The sequence below is a fragment of the Microbacterium sp. SCPM-O-B-15248 (M128) genome (genome assembly GCF_058214835.1).
Window position 1 is genome coordinate 133,127 of the sequence record NZ_JBYQLI010000001.1, and the last position, 17,378, is coordinate 150,504.

Genomic DNA, 17,378 nt, shown 5'->3' on the forward strand with positions numbered 1-17,378 from the left:
TCCCCGTCCGCTCACTCGCCGTCGGAGTCGTCCCCCCGACGCGTCCGCACCAGCAGGAACACCACGACACCGACCGCGATCACCGCGACGCCTCCGACGCCCAGGCCGATCACGAGCCCGGACGGGCCGGACGCGGGGGCCGTGGCATCCGTCGCCGGCGCCGACTGGTCGGCGGCGACCTTCGCGCACGGCGAAGTCTCCGCTCCCGGGGCGGCCGGCGCGCCCGCGGCGGGGGCGTAGGCGAACTCATACGTGCCCGAGACCGGGTGCCCGTCGGACGAGACCGCCCGCCAGGTCACCTGGTACTCGCCCGCGGGGCCGAGCTGGACCGGGGTGGTCAGCGTCGGACCGGCGAGCGCCGTGCAGTCCGTCTCGTAGTGGCGGGAGTCGGGGCCGACGACGATGACCTCGTTGCCGCCGTCCGCGCCGAGGAGGTTGGCGCTGAAAGTCAGCTCCACCTCGGATGCCGTGGACACGGTCTCGTCCGCCGACGGCGTCGACGAGACGAGGCTGTCGTGCGCGGACGCGGCCTGAGCCCCGCCGAACGCGCCCACGGCGGCGGCGACGATCAGGGCGGCGACCGCACCGCGTCCGCGGACCCGACGCGCAGCCCCCGTGGGCGCACCCACGGTCAGGCCTTCTTCGGACGGCGGGCGAAGGCGAGGGCGCCGAGCACGGCGCCGCCGATGCCGATCACGAGCGCCGCGATGCTGAGACCCAGGGCTGCGCCGGCCGAACCGTCGGTCGTCGTCGAGGCCTCGGCCGCGCCGTGGTCGTCCGAAGGCGCCGGCGTGGCGGTGCTGTGACCGGCTCCGTGACCGGATGCCGGCGGAGTGTCGGTGATGTACAGCACCGGTGCCGGTTCGAGGGTGTCGTCCGCGGCGACCTCATCGGGCGTCGCGGCCCAGTTCACGACCTCGCCGTCGGAGTACGTCTGCACGGCGGGGAGCACGACGTGACCGGTGTCGGGCACGGGCCCGAGCACGGCCGAGAACATCTGGAACTGGTCCTGACCGATGCCCACGCCGGGGTCGGCCTGCCAGACGATCTTCAGCGGACCGTCGCTGATGGTGTTGCCGTCCACCTCGACGGGCGCCGGCAGCGCCCCCTTCTCGACGGTCGCTGTCCACCCGGGCACGGGCTGCACGAGGACGGCCGTGAAGGGGGTGTCGGTGGGCAGGGTCACTTCGACCTTGACCGTGGAGGCGGTCGCGGACTCGGTGGGCACACGGAAGTTGACCGTGGCGTACGTGCCCGGAGTCGCGGTGTTGGGGTTGACGGTGACGTGGGCGGACGCCGCCAGGGGAATGCCGACGGCGAGCGCGAGGCCGGCGGTGGCGCCCACGAGGGCGCGCAGGGTCTTACGGGACATGGCTGCTGCTTTCTGAGAGTGCGCAGGCGTGAAGGCACGCCCGAGCGCGAAGGGTGAGGAGAGTCGGAGTCAGGCCGCGAGCGGCGGACCCCGGTGCCTCATCCCGGAAAGCACGGTCATCGAGGCCGTGAGCAGCGGCGGCTCGGGCCGCAGGCGCGGCACCGCGACCGGGCGCGGTTCCCGCACCGGGACGAGGGCCCGGAACGTGTCGACCATCAGCCCCGCGACAGTGCGCAGCGCGCGTTCCCCCGAGCCGAGCGCCACGACGGTGACCGCCGCGGCGAGGGCGTGCGCGGCCCACATCCACGGCGATTCGGTGCCCGTGAGCATGTGCGCGTGCCCGGATGCCGCGGCCTCGGCGAGCGCGACGGCGCCGCCGTGGTGCGAGGCGCCCACCGGCACACCCGTCCCGCTCAGATCGAGGGCCAGCAGGGAGTGGAACAGCAGTTGACTCGTCGCGATGGCGGCCGTGAGCCGAACCCACGACACGGTGCGCCCGACGAGGGCGATGCACAGGGGCGCGGCGAGGCTGACGGCGAGCACGACGTTCAGCACGGCGGGGAGGTCACCCGCGGCGACGGAGTGCGAGAGGGTCGCGACGAAGGTCGCGAGCACGGCGGCGGAGACACCGCGCGCGGCGCGGCGGGCGCGTCCCGCTCTCGCTGACATGCTCCTCCTCCGGCGTCCCGTTCGCAGCCATTCCACCACACGGCTCCGACACGGGCCGCGCCCGATGACCCGGGCGTACGCTCGACGCATGTCCCCCACCTCGCAGCGACGGTTCTGACGTGGGCCGCCTCACCGCCTCGCGCCGCGTCACCCGCATCACCCTCGATGGGGTGAACCGGATGCGACCGGATGCCATCGCCGTCGAGGAGCCGCTCGAGATCCGTGTCGCGGGGGCGCCGCTGTCGGTGACGATGCGCACCCCCGGCCACGACGTCGAGCTCGCCGCCGGGTTCCTGGTGTCCGAGGGCGTGATCCACCGCGGCGACCAGTTCGCGCGCGCCATCCACTGCGGCGGCCCCGGCACGGGCGGCGCCGACGGCAACACCTACAACGTCCTCGACCTGACCCTGGCGCCCGGAGTGGCGCTCCCCTCGCCCGATATCGCGCGCAACTTCTACACGACCAGTTCGTGCGGCGTGTGCGGAACGGCATCCATCGAGGCGGTGGAGAAGGTGTCGTCGTACGACGTGTCGGAAGACGGCATCCGGATCCCGGCCGAAGATCTCGCGGCGCTGCCGGACCGGCTCCGCGAGGGGCAGAAGGTGTTCGAGAAGACCGGGGGGCTGCACGCCGCCGCCCTGTTCGATGTCGCTTCCGGCGAGATGCTCGTGGTGCGCGAAGACGTCGGTCGGCACAACGCCGTCGACAAGGTGGTCGGTTGGGCGGTGCTGAACGATCGACTGCCGCTGCGCGGAACCGTGCTGCAGGTGTCGGGACGCGTGAGCTTCGAGCTCGTGCAGAAGGCGGTCATGGCCGGCATCCCGATCCTCTCCGCCGTCTCGGCCCCGTCGTCGCTCGCGGTCGAGCTCGCCGAGCGCGCCGGTCTGACCGTGGCCGGGTTCGTCCGCGGCGGCAGCATGAACCTCTACACGCGCGCCGACCGTGTCGCCGCGCCGTCCACAACCCCCTCCCTCGAGGAGGCGTCGGGCGTACGCTGACCCGAGGGCGCTCGGAGCATGGATGCCATCGACTCGGCGCCGAGATCATCGGAGGGTGAGCATGGGTGACGCGTTCGGGCTGATGAAAGACGCACCGCGCCAGGGGGGCCTCGGCCCCGCCGTCTCGGGCGACTGGTCGAGCACCGGCGAGTACACGCACCCCGCCGCCGGGTGGGGCGCGGCGCTCACCGTGGGCAAGGTGCTGCTCGAGCAGCGTCAGCCGATCGCCGGCACCAAGGCGATGTTCACGATGAACCACCCCAAGAGCGGCTTCGACTGCCCCGGGTGCGCGTGGCCCGACGACAAGGGCGTCGCCCTCGACATCTGCGAGAACGGCATCAAGCACGTCACGTGGGAGATGACCCACAAGCGTGTGGGCAAGGAGTTCTTCGCCGAGCACTCGGTCACGGAACTCGCCGAGTGGACCGACTTCGCCCTCGAGGATGCCGGACGCCTGGTGGGTCCGATGGCGTACGACGCCGCGACCGACCACTACGTGCCGATCTCGTGGAACGACGCGTTCCGCCTCATCGGGCAGCACCTCCAGGGCCTCGACAGCCCCGATCAGGCCGCGTTCTACACCTCCGGACGCTTGAGCAACGAAGCCTCGTTCCTGTACCAGCTGTTCGCGCGCGAGCTCGGCACGAACAACCTCCCCGACTGCTCGAACATGTGCCACGAGGGCTCGGGCCGGGGGCTCACGGCATCCCTCGCCACGCCCAAGGGAACCGCCGACCTCGAGGACTGGCAGAACTGCGACGCGCTGTTCGTGCTGGGCGTCAACGCCGCGTCGAACGCCCCACGCATGCTCACGAGCCTCGCCGAGGCGGTCGAGCGCGGCGCCCAGGTCGTGCACGTGAACCCGCTCCGCGAGGTCGCGGCCACCCGCACGATCGTGCCGCACGAAATCGTCGACATGGCGACGTTCACCGACCACCCCACGAGCACGATGAACCTCCAGGTGCGGCCCGGGGGCGACCTCGCGCTCGTGCGCGGCATGGCCAAGGTCGTGTTCGAGGCCGCCGAGACCGACCCCTCGGTGCTCGACCGCGCGTTCGTCGAGGGCTACACGCATGGGTTCGACGAGTACCGCGCCCTCGTCGAGGCCACCGCGTGGGACGACCTCGTCACCCAGTCGGGCTTGACCGAGACCGAGATCCGCGCCGCCGCCGGCGTCTACCTCGCCGCCGACCGCACCGTGATCAGCTGGTGCCTCGGCGTCAGCCAGCACGAGCACGGCGTCGACACCGTCCGCGAGATCGTCAACCTGCTGCTCCTCCGCGGCAACGTCGGGCGCCTGGGCACCGGCCCCTCGCCCGTGCGCGGCCACAGCAACGTCCAGGGCAACCGCACGTGCGGCATCAACCACAAGCCCACGGAGGCGTGGCTCGCGAAGCTCGACGAGGTGTGCGGCATCCGTTCGCCCCGCGATCCCGGACTCGACACCGTGCACACCGTCGCGGCCCTGCACCGCGGCGACCTGAAGGTGTTCGTCGGCATGGGCGGCAACTTCGTGCGCGCCGCTCCCGACACCGCGCTCACCGCCGAGGGCATGAGCCGCTGCGACCTCACCGTGCACGTCAGCACGAAGCTGAACCGCAGCCACCTCACCCACGGAAAAGAGGCGCTGATCCTCCCCTGCCTCGGACGCACCGAGCGCGACGAGCAGGAGGCGGGACCCCAGTCGATCTCGACCGAGGATGCCATGAGCTCCGTCATGCTCTCGCTCGGGTCGCGCAAGCCCGCATCACCGCACCTGCTCAGCGAGCCCGCGATCATCGCGCGCATCGCGCGGGCGGCGATGCCCGACTCGCAGACGCCGTGGGAGTGGTACGTCGGCGACTACGACCGCATCCGCGACACCATGGCGAAGGTGCTGCCCGGGTTCGAGGGCTTCAACGAGCTCGTCCGCCAGCACTGGGGCTTCCGCATCCCACAGCCCGCGCGCGAGCGCGACTTCCGGACGCCGTCGGGCAAGGCCGAGTTCTCGCTCGCCGAGCTCCCCGACGTCATCCCCGCCGACTCCGACGTGCTGGTGCTGCAGACCATGCGCTCGCACGACCAGTGGAACACCACGATCTACTCGGCCGACGATCGGTACCGCGGCGTCCGCAACATCCGGGAGCTCATCTTCATGAATCGGAAGGACATGAAGGAGCGCGGCATCGCCGAGGGCGACCTCGTCGACATCGTCGCGACCTCGCGCGACGGGTCGGTGCGCAGCGTCACGGCGTTCCGCGCGCTGCAGTACGACACCCCGCGCGGCAGCGCCGCCGGGTACTTCCCCGAGATGAACGTGCTCCTCGGCCCCGACGACTACAGCCGCCAGAGCGACCAGCCGCTGATGAAGAGCCTGCGCGTGCGAGTGGCGAAGACCGCCTAGCGGCCGCAGTACAACCTCGACGATTCGCACGACTTCAGCCCGATGTCCCGCGGCGTGGCTGAGGTCGTGCACATCACTGAGGTTGCGGCCCGGGGCCAGGCCGCGCGGCAGACCGGGATCACCCGCCCAACTAGACTGACTCCGTCCGGCCCCCGCGATTCTTGGAGCTCAGCCGCGTGACCCACTCACCCGAATCCGCCGCACCCGCCCACCGCACGGCCCTGGCCGACACGGTCGAGAACGCGATCGCCACGCCCGAGAAGGACCAGCCGTACGGCGCCCTCGGCCTCAAGGACGACGAGTACGCCCAGATCCGCGAGATCCTGGGCCGCCGCCCCACGAGCGGTGAGCTGGCGATGTACTCGGTCATGTGGAGCGAGCACTGCTCCTACAAGTCCAGCAAGATCTATCTGCGCCAGTTCGGCCAGAAGGTCAGCGACGAGATGAAGACCCGCCTCATGGTGGGCATGGGCCAGAACGCCGGCGTGGTCGACGTGGGCGACGGCTGGGCGGTCACCTTCAAGGTCGAGTCGCACAACCACCCCAGCTACATCGAGCCGTTCCAGGGCGCCGCGACCGGCGTCGGCGGCATCGTGCGCGACATCATCTCGATGGGCGCGCGGCCGGTCGCCGTCATGGACCAGCTGCGCTTCGGCGCCATCGACCACCCCGACACCCCGCGCGTCGTGCACGGCGTCACGAGCGGCATCTCGTTCTACGGGAACTGCCTCGGGCTGCCGAACATCGGTGGCGAGACGGTGTTCGACTCCGTCTACCAGGGCAACCCGCTCGTGAACGCCCTCGCGGTCGGCGTCCTCCGCCACGAAGACCTCAAGCTCGCCAACGCTTCCGGCGCGGGCAACAAGGTCGTGCTGTTCGGTGCCCGCACGGGCGGCGACGGCATCGGCGGCGCCAGCATCCTGGCATCCGACACCTTCGCCGACGGCGGACCCACCAAGCGTCCCGCGGTCCAGGTCGGCGACCCGTTCGCCGAGAAGGTGCTCATCGAGTGCTGCCTCGAGCTGTACCGCGACGACCTCGTCGAGGCCATTCAAGACCTGGGTGCGGCGGGCATCTCGTGCGCCACGAGCGAGCTGGCCGCGAACGGCAACAGCGGCATGAAGGTCGAGCTGTCGAAGGTGCTGCTGCGCGACCCGTCGCTCACGCCCGAAGAGATCCTCATGTCGGAGTCGCAGGAGCGCATGATGGCGATCGTCGCGCCCGAGAAGCTGGACGCGTTCCTCGCCGTCGTCGGCAAGTGGGACGTCGAGACGAGCGTCCTCGGCGAGGTCACCGGCGACGGCCGCCTCGTCATCGACTGGTACGGCGAGCGCATCGTCGATGTCGACCCCTCGACCGTCGCGGTCGACGGCCCCGTCTACGAGCGCCCGGTCGCCTACCCGACCTGGATCGACGCGCTCAACGCGGACTCGGCCGCGAAGCTCCCCCGTGCCGCCGACAACGACGCGCTGCGCGACCAGTTCACCACCCTCGTCGCGAGCCCGAACCTCGCCGACACGTCGTGGATCACCAACCAGTACGACTACTACGTGCTCGGCAACACGGCCCTGAGCTTCCCCGACGACGCCGGCATGATCCGCGTCGACGAAGAGAGCGGGCTCGGCTTCGCGATCGCCACCGACTGCAACGGCCGCTACTGCCAGCTCGACCCCTACAACGGAGCGAAGCTCGCCCTCGCCGAGGCGTACCGCAACGTCGCCGTCACCGGCGCCGTGCCCACCGCGGTCACCGACTGCCTGAACTTCGGCAGCCCCGAGAACCCCGAGGTCATGTGGCAGTTCAGCCAGGCCGTCGAGGGTCTCTCCGATGGATGCCTCGAGCTCGGCATCCCGGTCACCGGCGGCAACGTCTCGTTCTACAACCAGACCGGCGACCAGCCGATCCACCCGACCCCCGTCGTGGGTGTCATGGGCATCATCGACGACGTCGCCGCGCGCATCCCGAGCGGATGGCAGGATGCCGGCGAGAACCTCTACCTGCTGGGCGTCACCGCCGACGAGCTCGACGGTTCGCAGTGGGCCGGGACGATCCACGACCACCTCGGCGGCCGTCCGCCCAAGGTCGACCTGGCGCAGGAGCGCAAGCTCGCCGAGCTCCTGCAGGCCGCGGGGTCCCAGTCGCTCGTCTCGAGCGCGCACGACCTGTCGTCCGGCGGTCTCGCGCAGGCCCTCGCCGAGGGCGTCATGCGCTTCGGCGTCGGCGCCCGCGTCTGGATCACCGAGCTCATGGAGCGCGACGGCGTGGATGCCACCGCCGCCCTGTTCAGCGAGTCCACCGGCCGCGTGCTCGTGAGCGTGCCGCGCGAAGAGGACGTGAAGTTCCGGGGCCTCTGCCACGGTCGCGGCTACCCCGTGCTGCGCATCGGCGTCACCGACGTGGAGCCGGGCACCGAGGCCACGCTCGAGATCCAGGACGTCTTCACCGTCCCGGTGTCCGAGCTGCGCCGCCTGTCGACCGAGACGCTGCCGGCCGTGTTCGGCCCGACGGTCGCCGAGCCCGTCGCCTGACCCCGCGGGCCCGGCCCCACGGCGCCGGGCAGCCTCGGCGCACCGCCGTACGAGAACCTGATGACCCCCGCGGAGCACCGCGGCACGAAAGGAGTCGCGCGATGACCGACCACGACGACGACATGGCCGGGTTCGACGAGCGACGTCAGCGCCGCGTCAAGATCACCGCCTGGGTGGTGATCGCCGCGCTCGTGCTCACCGGCGGCGGCGCGACGGTGCTCTCGCTGATCTTCGGCTGACGCTCAGACCGGCGCCCGTCGACGGTGTCTCACTCCGAAACGATCTCACATCCCCGCCCCCGTCCCGCTCTCCCGGGCGCGCTCGCGGGCCGCCGACGTAGCATGGAGACGTGGAACCGCTCGTGGCGCTGATCGCCGAGTGGTGGTGGATCGGCCCCGCTGCGGCCGGTGCCGGCACCGTCGGCTGGATCGGTGTGCGCCGCTCGCAGCAGCGCGCCCTCCCGGCCGGGGCCTCGACCTCGGATCGCGCCGCACGGACGTGGGCGAACCGGCCGTTGAGCAAGACCGCGGCCCGACGCCTCGAGCTGGATGCCGCTCTCCTCGACCTGCAGACCGCACGTCACGCCGTGACCCGGGGCCGCGCCGAAGTGAAGGTCGCGGACGCGGAGGTCGTCCGCGCCCAGGCCGAGCGCGCGGCATCCCGGGTGTCGTCCGACGCCGTCGCAGCCGCGCGCTCCCGACTCACCGCCGCGCAGCGCGAGCTGCGGGCCGCCGCCGCGGAGGTGCGTGCCCGCCGGGCCGGGGTCAAGGCTGCCAAGGCGATGCTCCCCGCGATCCGCTCGGGCAGCGCCCCCTTGCCCGTGGCCCGGCTGTTCCACGAGCACGACACGATCCTCGTGCGGTGGATGGCGTACGAGACCGACCCGGCGCTCGCGATCGACTTCCCGGCGATGAGCGACTCGCGCTCGCCCCTCCTGGCCGACTTCCTGCGCGCACAGGAGCGGGCCCAGTGGCTGCGCCCCACCGCGGTCGACTCCCGTCTGGAGCCGGCCGATTTCCTCGCGTACCGCGACGCCGTCCGTCAGCTCGGTCACGCCTTCGAGCGCGCCGAGCGCGCCGCCCGCCGCGGTCGCGACGACCGCCCCGAGGCCGACCCCGCCGACGCGTGGGGACGGATGACGTCGGACTGGGCCGAGCAGGCGCAGCGGGCGCTGGCCTGGTCGATGGAGAACATGGGCCGGGCGGCGGCCCGATCGTGGAACGACCGTCACGCGAAGCGCGCGCGCAAGAACGACCCGGACGCGTAGCGTGGCGGCGTGAACGAAATCGCGGAGTTCGCCGGAAACTACTGGTGGCTCGTGTTCCCGCTGTTCGGCATGACGATGGGCGCCATCGGCACCGTGAACAAGCAGCGCGAGCTCTCGGCCCGCCGTCGCCACCGCGAGCAGCTCGAGCTCATGCGCGCGCAGAGCGGTGGGCTGCCGGCATCCGCTTCCACCCCGCCTGCCGCGGCCGCGCCGACTCCCGTCTCCGACGATCTCTCGCGCGTGCAGGCCCGCCACGACGACGTCACCCACCGCTGGCTGGACTACGAGCTGGACGTGTCCAAGCTCATCGCGTACCCCGCGATGAGCGACGGGCGGCAGCCGCTGACCGCCGCGTTCCTCCGGGCCAAGAAGGTCGCGGACACCCTGCGCCCGGCACCGGGAGAGACCTCCTCGCCGGAGCGGGCGAAGGAGTACCGCGACGCCGTGACCGACTACGAGGTCGCGTTCGAGGTCGCCGAGCGCGACGCACGACGCGTCAAGGCCGCCGCGTTCACTCCCGACGAGCGCAAACGCCTCGATACCGCGCAGCAGCTGCTCGGCGTCGCCGTCGATCAGGCGGCCACGCCGAATGAACGGCAGGTCGCGTACCGCCGCGTGCGGCAGGAGCTCGACGGCCTCATCTGGCTGAGCGACGAAGCCGTCGAGGAGCTCGAGAAGAAGGTCGCTCTCGAGCTTCCGCGTTCGGCATCCGGCACCCCGCCGGAGCCCGCCGTCTGACTCGCCGCCTCAGCGTGTGCGGCGGATCCGCACGGGTCCGCGCGCCGTCGTCACGTCGACGACCTCGCCCCGCTGGGTCACCTCGACCTCACCCTCCTCGGCGAGGACGCGCGCGGCATCCCGCGCCGACGGCATGAGGGCGCGCCACTCGTCTCCGCCCACGGCACGAGCCGCCTCGGACGGGCAGATCGTCGCCCCCTCGGCCCGCGCCGCCAAGAGGGAGCGGATGGATGCCACGAGCCGGGGATCCGCAGCAGACGACGAGGGCATGTGTCCAGTCTCCCTCCGTGCACAGGCGCCGGGGCGAGAATCCCCCCGTGACCCTCGAACGCCACTCCCCCGCCCTTCCGGGCCGCGCCGTCATCGAGCAGCGGTGGAACCGCGCCGTGTTCGTCCACTGGCGCGTCGACCCCGCCGACGTGGCCCCGCTCCTGCCACCGGGCACCCGGCCAGACGTGCACGACGGTTCGGCGTGGGTGGGGCTCGTGCCGTTCGTGCTGAGCGAGTTCCGGTTCCTGCCCCTCCCGCCCGTGCCACTGGTCGGCACCTTCACCGAGATCAACGTGCGCACGTACGCGGTCGATGACGCGGGGCGGCGCGGAGTCGTCTTCCGCACGCTCGAGGCCGAGCACCTCGCCCCGGTGCTCGCGGCCCGCGCGCTGTTCGGCCTCCCCTACCGTTGGGCCCGGGCCGGGGTGCGGACCGACGGCGCGCGCATCGAGTACCGGTCGCGCCGCCACGGCGGACGGCATCCGGGAACCCGCCTGCGTGCACGGTTGGGCACCGACCCCGTCGACACCCCGCTGTCACGGTTCCTCACGGCGCGCTGGGGGTTCCACGAGCGGCACCTCGGTCGAACGATCTGGGCGGCGAACACGCACGAGCCGTGGCCGCTCGTCACGGCCGAGCTCGAGGCGCTCGACGACGACCTCGTCGCGGATTCCGGCTTCCCGCAGTTGGTCGGGCGCACACCCGACTCGGTGCTCGCCATGCCGGCCGGGCACCCCGGCTTCCGCACGCGCTTCAGCGCCGCCCACGCGATCGGCTGAGCGCCGCCCACGCGAAAGGCCCCCTCCGCCGCGGGGCGGAAGGGGCCTTCGAAGGCGGGACGTCAGCTGCGCTGCGTCGAGAACGCCTCGGGGTTCTGCTTCAGCCACGCGTCGACGGCCTCGGCCTCACGGCCCTCGCCGTACTCGTTGACCACGAGGTCTTCGAGCGAGCCGTACTGCGCGTCGTCGAGCTGGATGCCGGCGATGAGCTCGGCGGCATCCGGGTACGTCTCCGCGAAGCCGGCCGTGCCGAGGAAGTGGAGCTTCTCGGGGTCGCCCATGAGGCCCTGGGGGTCTTCGAGGTCCTTCACGTCGTACGCGTCGTTGGCCCAGAACGGGCGCCACAGCGTCACGACGATGTCCTTCTGCGCCGCGATGGCGTTGTCGAGCTCGGTGAGCATCGCCGCGGTCGACGAGGTCACGAGCTCGAAGTCGCCGTCCAGGCCGTAGCCGGGCAGCATGCTCTCCTGCGTCTGCTTGGTCAGACCCGCACCCGGCTCGATGCCGTAGATGCGGCCGTCGAAGCGCGCGGCGTTGTCCTTCAGCTGGTCGATCGAGTCGATGTCGACGTAGCTGGGCACCGCGATCGTGAGCTTGGCGTTGTCGTAGTACGCGCCGAGGTCCTCGATCTTGTCGCCGTACTGGTCCATGTACGACTTGTGCGTGAGCTCCGGCCACGCCGAGGGGTAGATGTCGACGTCGCCCTGGGCGAGCCCGGTGTACAGCGGGCCGGCCTCGGTGAGGGTCTGCATCTGGACCGTGTAGCCGAGCTTCTCGAGCTGGTCCTCGAGCAGGTACGCGGTGCTGAGGCCGTCGGTCCAGGACGGGAGGAAGCCGAGCGTGATCGTGCCCTTGTCGCCCGATCCGCCGGTGCCGCCCTCGGCCTGGTTGCCGCTCGCGCAACCGGCGAGCGCGAGCGCGCTGACGGCGCCGAGCGCGAGGGTCGTGGTGAGGTGTCGCTTGTTCGTCATGTGAGTGTTTCCGTATCTCTCGTGCGTTTCGTATGGGTGGTGGGGATGCCGTGCGCTCAGACGCCGGTGGAGATCGGCGCGCGGCGCGGGGACGCCTTCTCGCGCTCCGCCTCGGTCGCGGCGGCCGCGGAGGCCTTCGCGGGGACCGTCGACGACCCGGCCCGGCGGCGGCCGAGCATGCCGCGCAGCGACGAGGTCTGCTCCGCGGGGCTGCCGAGCGCGGCGGTGAGCCGGTCGAGGTAGACGGCGAGGATGACCACGCTGAGTCCGGCCTCGACGCCCTTGGGCAGATTCAGGGTGGAGATCGACTGCACGACCTCCTTGCCCAGTCCGTCAGCGCCCACGATGCCGGCCACGACCGCCATCGACAGCGCCAGCATGATGACCTGGTTGATGCCGGCCATGATCGTGGGCATCGCGAGGGGCAACTGGATGCCGCGGAGGATCTGCGCGGGCGTGGCTCCGAAGGCGTGTCCGGCCTCGACCGTCTCGGAGTCGACCCCGCGGATGCCGAGCTCGGTCAGGCGCACGCCGGGAGGCAGCGCGAAGATGACCGTGGAGACGACGCCGGGCACGACGCCGATGCTGAAGAACGTGATCGCCGGGATCAGGTAGACGAACGCCGGCATCGTCTGCATGAGGTCCAGGACGGGCTTGAGGATCGCCCGGACCGTGGCGTTGCGCGCCGACCAGATGCCGAGCGGGACTGAGATCGCGACGGCGACGACGGTCGCCACGAGCACGAGCGCGAGGGTCTGCATCGCGGTGACCCACTGGCCCATCCCGAGGATGAGCGCGAAGCCGATCGCGGTCCCGAGGGCGAGCTTCCAGGACTTCACGGCCCAGGCCAGAAGCGCAGCCACGACGATCACGACGACGATCGGCGCGGCCAGCAGGGCGTCGCTCAGCCCGCCGACGAGGAAGCGGACGACGACGGCGATGAGGTCGAGGAGCCCGGAGAGGTTGTCGCGGACCCAGTCCACGCCCGCGGCGGCCCAGGCGCCGACGGGGATGCGGAAGCCCTCCATCAGCGCACCCCCTCGGTCTCGGATGCCACGACTTCGTCGGCGAGCACCGCGTCGATCTCGGCGGACGGCATGGGCTGCGGGAGCACGGTGATCTCCTCGGTGGCGGTGGGTCCGGGGCCGAGCGCGGCGAGGAGCGTGACGCGCGGGATGACGCCGGCGAGGCGTCCCTCGGTGTCGAGGACCGCGAGCGGGAGGGGCGACTCGACCGAGGGGACGAACAGGTTCATCAGGACGTCGTCCTCGCGGACGGTCTGCGGCATCGGCTTGAGCTTGCTGTGGAGCGAGTTCTCTCCCGCGATCACGAGCTTCATGGCATCCCGGTCGGTGATGATGCCGAGGGGCCGGCGGTCACGGTCGGTGACGTACACGGCCGACATGTAGGCGTCGCGCATCTGCCGCAGCGCGGTGCGCGGACCCGCCGTGGCATCCACTCGGGGGCGGGGACGCTCCATGACGTTCGCGGCCGTGAGCACGCGGGCGCGATCGACGTCCTGCACGAACTGCTCGACGTAGTCGTTCGCGGGGTCGGTGAGGATGTCTTCGGGGGTCCCGATCTGGACGATCCGCCCGTCGCGCATGACCGCGATGCGGTCACCGAGGAACATCGCCTCGTTGAGGTCGTGGGTGATGAAGACGATCGTCTTCTTCAGCGTGCGCTGGAGCTCCAGCAGCTGCTCCTGCATCTCGCGACGGATCAGCGGATCGAGCGCGCTGAAGGCTTCGTCCATGAGCAGGATGTCGGTGTCGGCCGCGAGAGCGCGGGCGATGCCGACGCGCTGCTGCATGCCGCCGGAGAGGGCCGAGGGGAGCTTTTCGCCCCATCCGTCCAGGCCCACGAGCGCGAGGATCTCGTTCGCCTTGGCCAGGCGCTCGGCCTTGCCGACGCCGCGGATCTCGAGCGGATAGGCGACGTTCGCGGCCACCGTGCGGTGCGGGAGCAGAGCGAAGTGCTGGAACACCATCGCGATGCGCTCGCGACGGAGGCTGCGCAACCGCGACGGGCTGACGCCGGTGAGGGGGTCGCCCTGCACCTCGACCGTTCCGGCCGTGACGTCGTGCAGCCCGTTGAGCATGCGGATGATGGTCGACTTACCGGAGCCGGAGAGCCCCATGATGACGAAGATCTCGCCGGGTTCGACGGAGAAACTCGCATCGATGACGGCGGCCGTTCCGGCGTCGCCGAGCTGGTCGCGCGGGGTTCCCGCGCGAAGCTTCTCGACCGCGGTCTGAGGGGCGCGGCCGAAGACCTTGAAGAGGTTCTTCGCCGCGATGGCATGCGGGTGGGTCACTGTGTGCACCTGGGCGGCCTCGGGTGGCCGCATCGGTCACGCCCGGGTGGCAGCCCGTCCGGCGCTCGTGCGGGGGTGAGCGCGTCGACGGCGGATGTCTGATCCGCGTCCAGGCCGCCGACCGTACGCTCGCGGCGCGACTCCCCCGAGCCGGCACCGACGACCGCGGACTGGTCGGGTGGGCGGCCCATTTCGGGCCTCCCCCAACGTTTCACGGTGATGGATCGCCTGGCAAATCGGCCCTCGGCTTGCGATCGCCGACGACGCGTGGCACGCGCGGGCGCGTACCAGAGTCCGCCGACGGGGCGTGGGCCGCACGTTCGCGAAGACGGCCCGGGCGTGTCGCGGAGCGTCCTGTCAGTCGCCCGCCGTGCCGGCGGCCGCGGAGCGGTGGTGGCGGATGACCTCGGCGACGACGAAGTTGAACCACTTCTCGGCGAACTCGGGATCGAGGTCGGCTTCGGCCGCCAGACGCTTCAATCGCGCGATCTGCTGCTCCTCGCGAGAAGGGTCGGATGCCGGCATCCCGTGCTGCGCCTTGAGCACGCCCACTTGCTTCGTGCAGCGGAAACGCTCGGCGAGCAAGAAGATGAGAGCGGCGTCGATGTTGTCAATGCTGCCACGCAGGCCCTGCAGGATCATCGTCGGATCGGCGTCGGTCATGGGTCCTCCCGGCTCCCGACCCTATCGCGCACCCACACCCGCGCGAGAGCACGCCCTACAGTGTGACCATGAGCCGATCCACGCGCCCCGATCCCTCCGCCGCCGGCGCCGACGCCGGCGAGGTCACCTCCCGGGATCGGCCCGTATGGTCGGCGATCGCGCGCCCGTATGCGGCGGGCTTCTTCCTCACCCTCGGCGGGCTGACGGCGATCCTGCTGGCGCTCGCACTGAGCAACCTCTCCACGGTCCTCATCTACATCGCGATCGCCCTCTTCCTCGCGCTCGCGCTCGACCCCCTGGTCCGGATGCTCGTGCGGCGGGGTTTGTCGCGCGCGTGGGCGATCGTCATCGTCTTCGGCGGTCTCGCGATCGTCCTCATCGGCGCCCTGTGGCTGCTGATCCCGCCCGTCGTCCGTCAGGTCGAGCAGTTCGTCAGAGACGTCCCGTCCTTCGTCTCCGACCTGCGCACGAGCGACTTCGTGCTCTGGATCGAGGCGAATCTCAGCGACAGCGTGGGCGAGATCATCAACGAGGTGCAGAAGTTCTTCACCAACCCGTCGAACCTCACCGCGATCGGCGGGGGCCTGCTGCAGGTGGGCGTCACGATCGCCACCGGCATCTCCGGGGCGATCATCGTGCTGGTGCTGAGCCTGTACTTCTTGGCATCGCTGCCGACGATGAAGAACTCGCTCGTGCGTCTGAGCCCGGCCCGCAACCGCGAGACGGTCGCGAAGATGACCGGGCAGATCACCGACTCGGTCGGTGGTTACCTCTCGGGCATGGTCGTCCTCGCGTTGATCAACGCGGTGTTCGCCTTCATCCTGCTCACGATCGTCGGGCAACCGTTCGCGGCCCTGCTCGCGGCCCTGGCGTTCGGGATCACGCTCATCCCGCTCGTCGGTTCCGTGCTGTTCTGGGGCACGGCCACCGTGTTCACCCTGATCGTCGACCCGACTGCCGGACTCATCTTCGCCGTGGTCTACCTGATCTATATGCAGCTCGAGGCATACGTGCTGACGCCGCGCGTCATGAGCCGGACTATCTCGGTCCCCGGATCGCTCGTGGTCATCGGCGCGCTCGTCGGCGGAACGCTCCTGGGCCTGCTCGGCGCGCTCGTCGCGATTCCCGTGACCGCATCGCTGCTGCTCATCCTCAAGCAGATCATCATCCCGCGACAGGATGCCAAGAAGTAGCGGTCGCGACCGCCTTCAGCGGGACGGCGCTCAGCGCATCGGGAGCAGGCGCGTCGGGGACGGGGATGCCGTGCGGTGACGCACGCGGCCCGGCACTCCCGTGCGGGGGTCGAGCGGGAGCGACACGATCTCGTTGGCCAGCTGCCCGGCCACCAACAACGTGTCGTTCACGACGACGTGATGCCGCGGCCAGTGCGTGCCGGCCTCGGCCAGAGCCGTGAGCTGCAGGCTCTCGCCCGCTCCGCGCACCGCCAGGACGCCGATCGTGTCGCTGCCGCGCACCCCGGCGTAGAGCGTGGACGCGTCACGGCTCATGCACAGTTCGGCCGCGGTGTCACCGTCGAGGGTGCCGAGGAGCGGCTGCCCCGAGACGACCCGCCAACGGGTCTCGGCATCCGGGGCCAGCACGAAGACCTCGCGGCTGAGCTCGGTCACGACGTAGAGGTGACCCGACGGATGCCACACCCCGTGGCGCGGGCCGCTCCCCTTCGGCAGCGCGACCTCGTGATCGAGACGCAGTCCCGTGGCGGTCGCGCGCCAGAAGCGGACGAGGTCGAGGCCCATGTCGGTGGTGGCCAGGAGCCCGCCGGGCAGGAAGATCGTCTCGTGCGTGCGGGACACCCGCGCGCCGGCGGCGGCCTCTTCGGACTCGGCATGGGTCTCAGGAACGTCGTCGTAGGCCGGGACGAGGTGACCGAACTCGTCGCCCGCGGCCTCTCGCAGCGCCCGCGCGGCGGCGGCGAGGTCGGGGACGACGGCACCCGAGACATGGGCACCGGTCTCGACCACCGATCCGTCGGGAGCGGGGTCGTACGGATCGGTCGCGGCGGCCGCGATCACCGGCGCTGCCGGGCGGCCCGCGGCATCCAGGGCGATGCGGACCACGCGCCCGTCGCTCCAGCAGCTCGCGACGAGGAAGGACGCGTCGGGCGCGACGGCGACGTGGCACACCGCAGCGCCGGCCTCCACGGGGGACCCGAACGGAACGAGCCGCGTCTCGCCCGTGCGGCGGTAGGCCTGCACCGTGCCGTCGGACTCGAGCGCTGCGTAGAGAACGTCGTGCTGCGGGTGCTCCGCCACCCACGACGGCGATCCCGGCGCCGCGACCGCGGTGCCGACCATGCCCAGCGGCCCCGAGGCCCACGACGAGTCGGCGTCGCCGGCCTGCAGGATGCCGATGCCCTCGGCGGAACCCGCGTCGGAGGTGTAGGCGCCGACCCAGAAGCGCAC

General features: G+C 71.3%; 17 protein-coding genes. 8 read left to right on the plus strand and 9 right to left on the minus strand.

Annotated elements, in window-relative coordinates; translation table 11 throughout:
• Positions 1-11: 11 nt before the first annotated feature.
• The 3 genes from AC3E6M_RS00630 to AC3E6M_RS00640 form a co-directional block, all read right to left on the minus strand.
• Positions 12-629 carry a copper resistance CopC family protein gene (locus AC3E6M_RS00630; RefSeq protein ID WP_490528758.1) on the minus strand — a complete coding sequence of 206 codons (618 nt, stop codon included), beginning with the start codon at positions 627-629 and terminating at the stop codon, positions 12-14.
• 2 nt (positions 630-631) lie between these two features.
• On the minus strand, positions 632-1,372 hold the full coding sequence (locus tag AC3E6M_RS00635; protein WP_138174147.1) for a YcnI family copper-binding membrane protein: 741 nt from the start codon (positions 1,370-1,372) through the stop codon (positions 632-634).
• A 69-nt stretch (positions 1,373-1,441) separates the two neighbouring features.
• Complete coding sequence (locus tag AC3E6M_RS00640) at positions 1,442-2,041, minus strand: hypothetical protein (RefSeq protein WP_490528759.1); 600 nt, start codon at positions 2,039-2,041, stop codon at positions 1,442-1,444.
• 119 nt (positions 2,042-2,160) lie between these two features.
• Here AC3E6M_RS00640 and fdhD point away from each other — a divergent pair, with 119 nt between their 5' ends.
• From fdhD to AC3E6M_RS00670, 6 genes are all read left to right on the plus strand, one after another.
• Entirely contained in the window at positions 2,161-3,039 is an 879-nt protein-coding gene (gene fdhD / locus AC3E6M_RS00645) for a formate dehydrogenase accessory sulfurtransferase FdhD (RefSeq protein WP_490528760.1), read from the plus strand.
• 61 nt (positions 3,040-3,100) lie between these two features.
• A complete protein-coding gene (locus AC3E6M_RS00650; RefSeq protein WP_490528956.1) occupies positions 3,101-5,422 on the plus strand; it encodes an FdhF/YdeP family oxidoreductase in 2,322 nt (773 codons plus the stop codon).
• Between the two features lie 176 nt (positions 5,423-5,598).
• Entirely contained in the window at positions 5,599-7,950 is a 2,352-nt protein-coding gene (gene purL, locus AC3E6M_RS00655; protein WP_490528761.1) for a phosphoribosylformylglycinamidine synthase subunit PurL, read from the plus strand.
• A gap of 101 nt (positions 7,951-8,051) precedes the next feature.
• Positions 8,052-8,189: a hypothetical protein gene (locus tag AC3E6M_RS00660; protein ID WP_171024245.1), complete on the plus strand. Its 138-nt coding sequence runs from the start codon at positions 8,052-8,054 to the stop codon at positions 8,187-8,189.
• Positions 8,190-8,299: 110 nt separating this feature from the next.
• On the plus strand, positions 8,300-9,217 hold the full coding sequence (locus AC3E6M_RS00665) for a hypothetical protein (RefSeq protein WP_490528762.1): 918 nt from the start codon (positions 8,300-8,302) through the stop codon (positions 9,215-9,217).
• Between the two features lie 9 nt (positions 9,218-9,226).
• Complete coding sequence (locus AC3E6M_RS00670) at positions 9,227-9,955, plus strand: hypothetical protein (RefSeq protein WP_490528763.1); 729 nt, start codon at positions 9,227-9,229, stop codon at positions 9,953-9,955.
• A 9-nt stretch (positions 9,956-9,964) separates the two neighbouring features.
• Here AC3E6M_RS00670 and AC3E6M_RS00675 read toward each other — a convergent pair whose 3' ends face one another.
• On the minus strand, positions 9,965-10,225 hold the full coding sequence (locus AC3E6M_RS00675) for a DUF3253 domain-containing protein (protein WP_490528764.1): 261 nt from the start codon (positions 10,223-10,225) through the stop codon (positions 9,965-9,967).
• 47 nt (positions 10,226-10,272) lie between these two features.
• Here AC3E6M_RS00675 and AC3E6M_RS00680 point away from each other — a divergent pair, with 47 nt between their 5' ends.
• Complete coding sequence (locus AC3E6M_RS00680; RefSeq protein WP_252370932.1) at positions 10,273-11,004, plus strand: YqjF family protein; 732 nt, start codon at positions 10,273-10,275, stop codon at positions 11,002-11,004.
• Positions 11,005-11,066: 62 nt separating this feature from the next.
• On the opposite strand, the gene AC3E6M_RS00685 is transcribed toward AC3E6M_RS00680, so the two are convergent.
• The 4 genes from AC3E6M_RS00685 to AC3E6M_RS00700 form a co-directional block, all read right to left on the minus strand.
• A complete protein-coding gene (locus AC3E6M_RS00685; RefSeq protein ID WP_490528765.1) occupies positions 11,067-11,975 on the minus strand; it encodes a glycine betaine ABC transporter substrate-binding protein in 909 nt (302 codons plus the stop codon).
• A 56-nt stretch (positions 11,976-12,031) separates the two neighbouring features.
• The gene (locus AC3E6M_RS00690; protein ID WP_490528766.1) at positions 12,032-13,003 is read right to left on the minus strand and encodes an ABC transporter permease; all 972 of its coding nucleotides are present in this window, start codon (positions 13,001-13,003) and stop codon (positions 12,032-12,034) included.
• Positions 13,003-14,325, minus strand: a complete 1,323-nt coding sequence (locus AC3E6M_RS00695) for a quaternary amine ABC transporter ATP-binding protein (protein ID WP_138174129.1) — start codon at positions 14,323-14,325, stop codon at positions 13,003-13,005. Before AC3E6M_RS00695 ends, AC3E6M_RS00690 begins: the two co-directional genes overlap by 1 nt.
• 324 nt (positions 14,326-14,649) lie before the next feature.
• Entirely contained in the window at positions 14,650-14,955 is a 306-nt protein-coding gene (locus AC3E6M_RS00700) for a chorismate mutase (RefSeq protein ID WP_138174127.1), read from the minus strand.
• Between the two features lie 68 nt (positions 14,956-15,023).
• Between AC3E6M_RS00700 and AC3E6M_RS00705 the strand changes: the two genes are divergently transcribed.
• Positions 15,024-16,148, plus strand: a complete 1,125-nt coding sequence (locus AC3E6M_RS00705; protein WP_138174125.1) for an AI-2E family transporter — start codon at positions 15,024-15,026, stop codon at positions 16,146-16,148.
• Positions 16,149-16,178: 30 nt separating this feature from the next.
• On the opposite strand, the gene AC3E6M_RS00710 is transcribed toward AC3E6M_RS00705, so the two are convergent.
• Positions 16,179-17,378, minus strand: coding sequence for a lactonase family protein (locus tag AC3E6M_RS00710; protein WP_138174123.1), 1,200 nt, complete (start codon positions 17,376-17,378; stop codon positions 16,179-16,181).

Bases quoted from the DNA above. Each gene is read 5' to 3' on its own strand.
- AC3E6M_RS00635 (WP_138174147.1), bottom strand. From the start codon at position 1,372: ATGTCCCGTAAGACCCTGCGCGCCCTCGTGGGCGCCACCGCCGGCCTC.
- AC3E6M_RS00640 (WP_490528759.1), bottom strand. From the start codon at position 2,041: ATGTCAGCGAGAGCGGGACGCGCCCGCCGCGCCGCGCGCGGTGTCTCC.
- AC3E6M_RS00650 (WP_490528956.1), top strand. From the start codon at position 3,101: ATGGGTGACGCGTTCGGGCTGATGAAAGACGCACCGCGCCAGGGGGGC.
- AC3E6M_RS00660 (WP_171024245.1), top strand. From the start codon at position 8,052: ATGACCGACCACGACGACGACATGGCCGGGTTCGACGAGCGACGTCAG.
- AC3E6M_RS00675 (WP_490528764.1), bottom strand. From the start codon at position 10,225: ATGCCCTCGTCGTCTGCTGCGGATCCCCGGCTCGTGGCATCCATCCGC.
- AC3E6M_RS00685 (WP_490528765.1), bottom strand. From the start codon at position 11,975: ATGACGAACAAGCGACACCTCACCACGACCCTCGCGCTCGGCGCCGTC.
- AC3E6M_RS00690 (WP_490528766.1), bottom strand. From the start codon at position 13,003: ATGGAGGGCTTCCGCATCCCCGTCGGCGCCTGGGCCGCCGCGGGCGTG.
- AC3E6M_RS00695 (WP_138174129.1), bottom strand. From the start codon at position 14,325: ATGCGGCCACCCGAGGCCGCCCAGGTGCACACAGTGACCCACCCGCAT.
- AC3E6M_RS00700 (WP_138174127.1), bottom strand. From the start codon at position 14,955: ATGACCGACGCCGATCCGACGATGATCCTGCAGGGCCTGCGTGGCAGC.
- AC3E6M_RS00705 (WP_138174125.1), top strand. From the start codon at position 15,024: ATGAGCCGATCCACGCGCCCCGATCCCTCCGCCGCCGGCGCCGACGCC.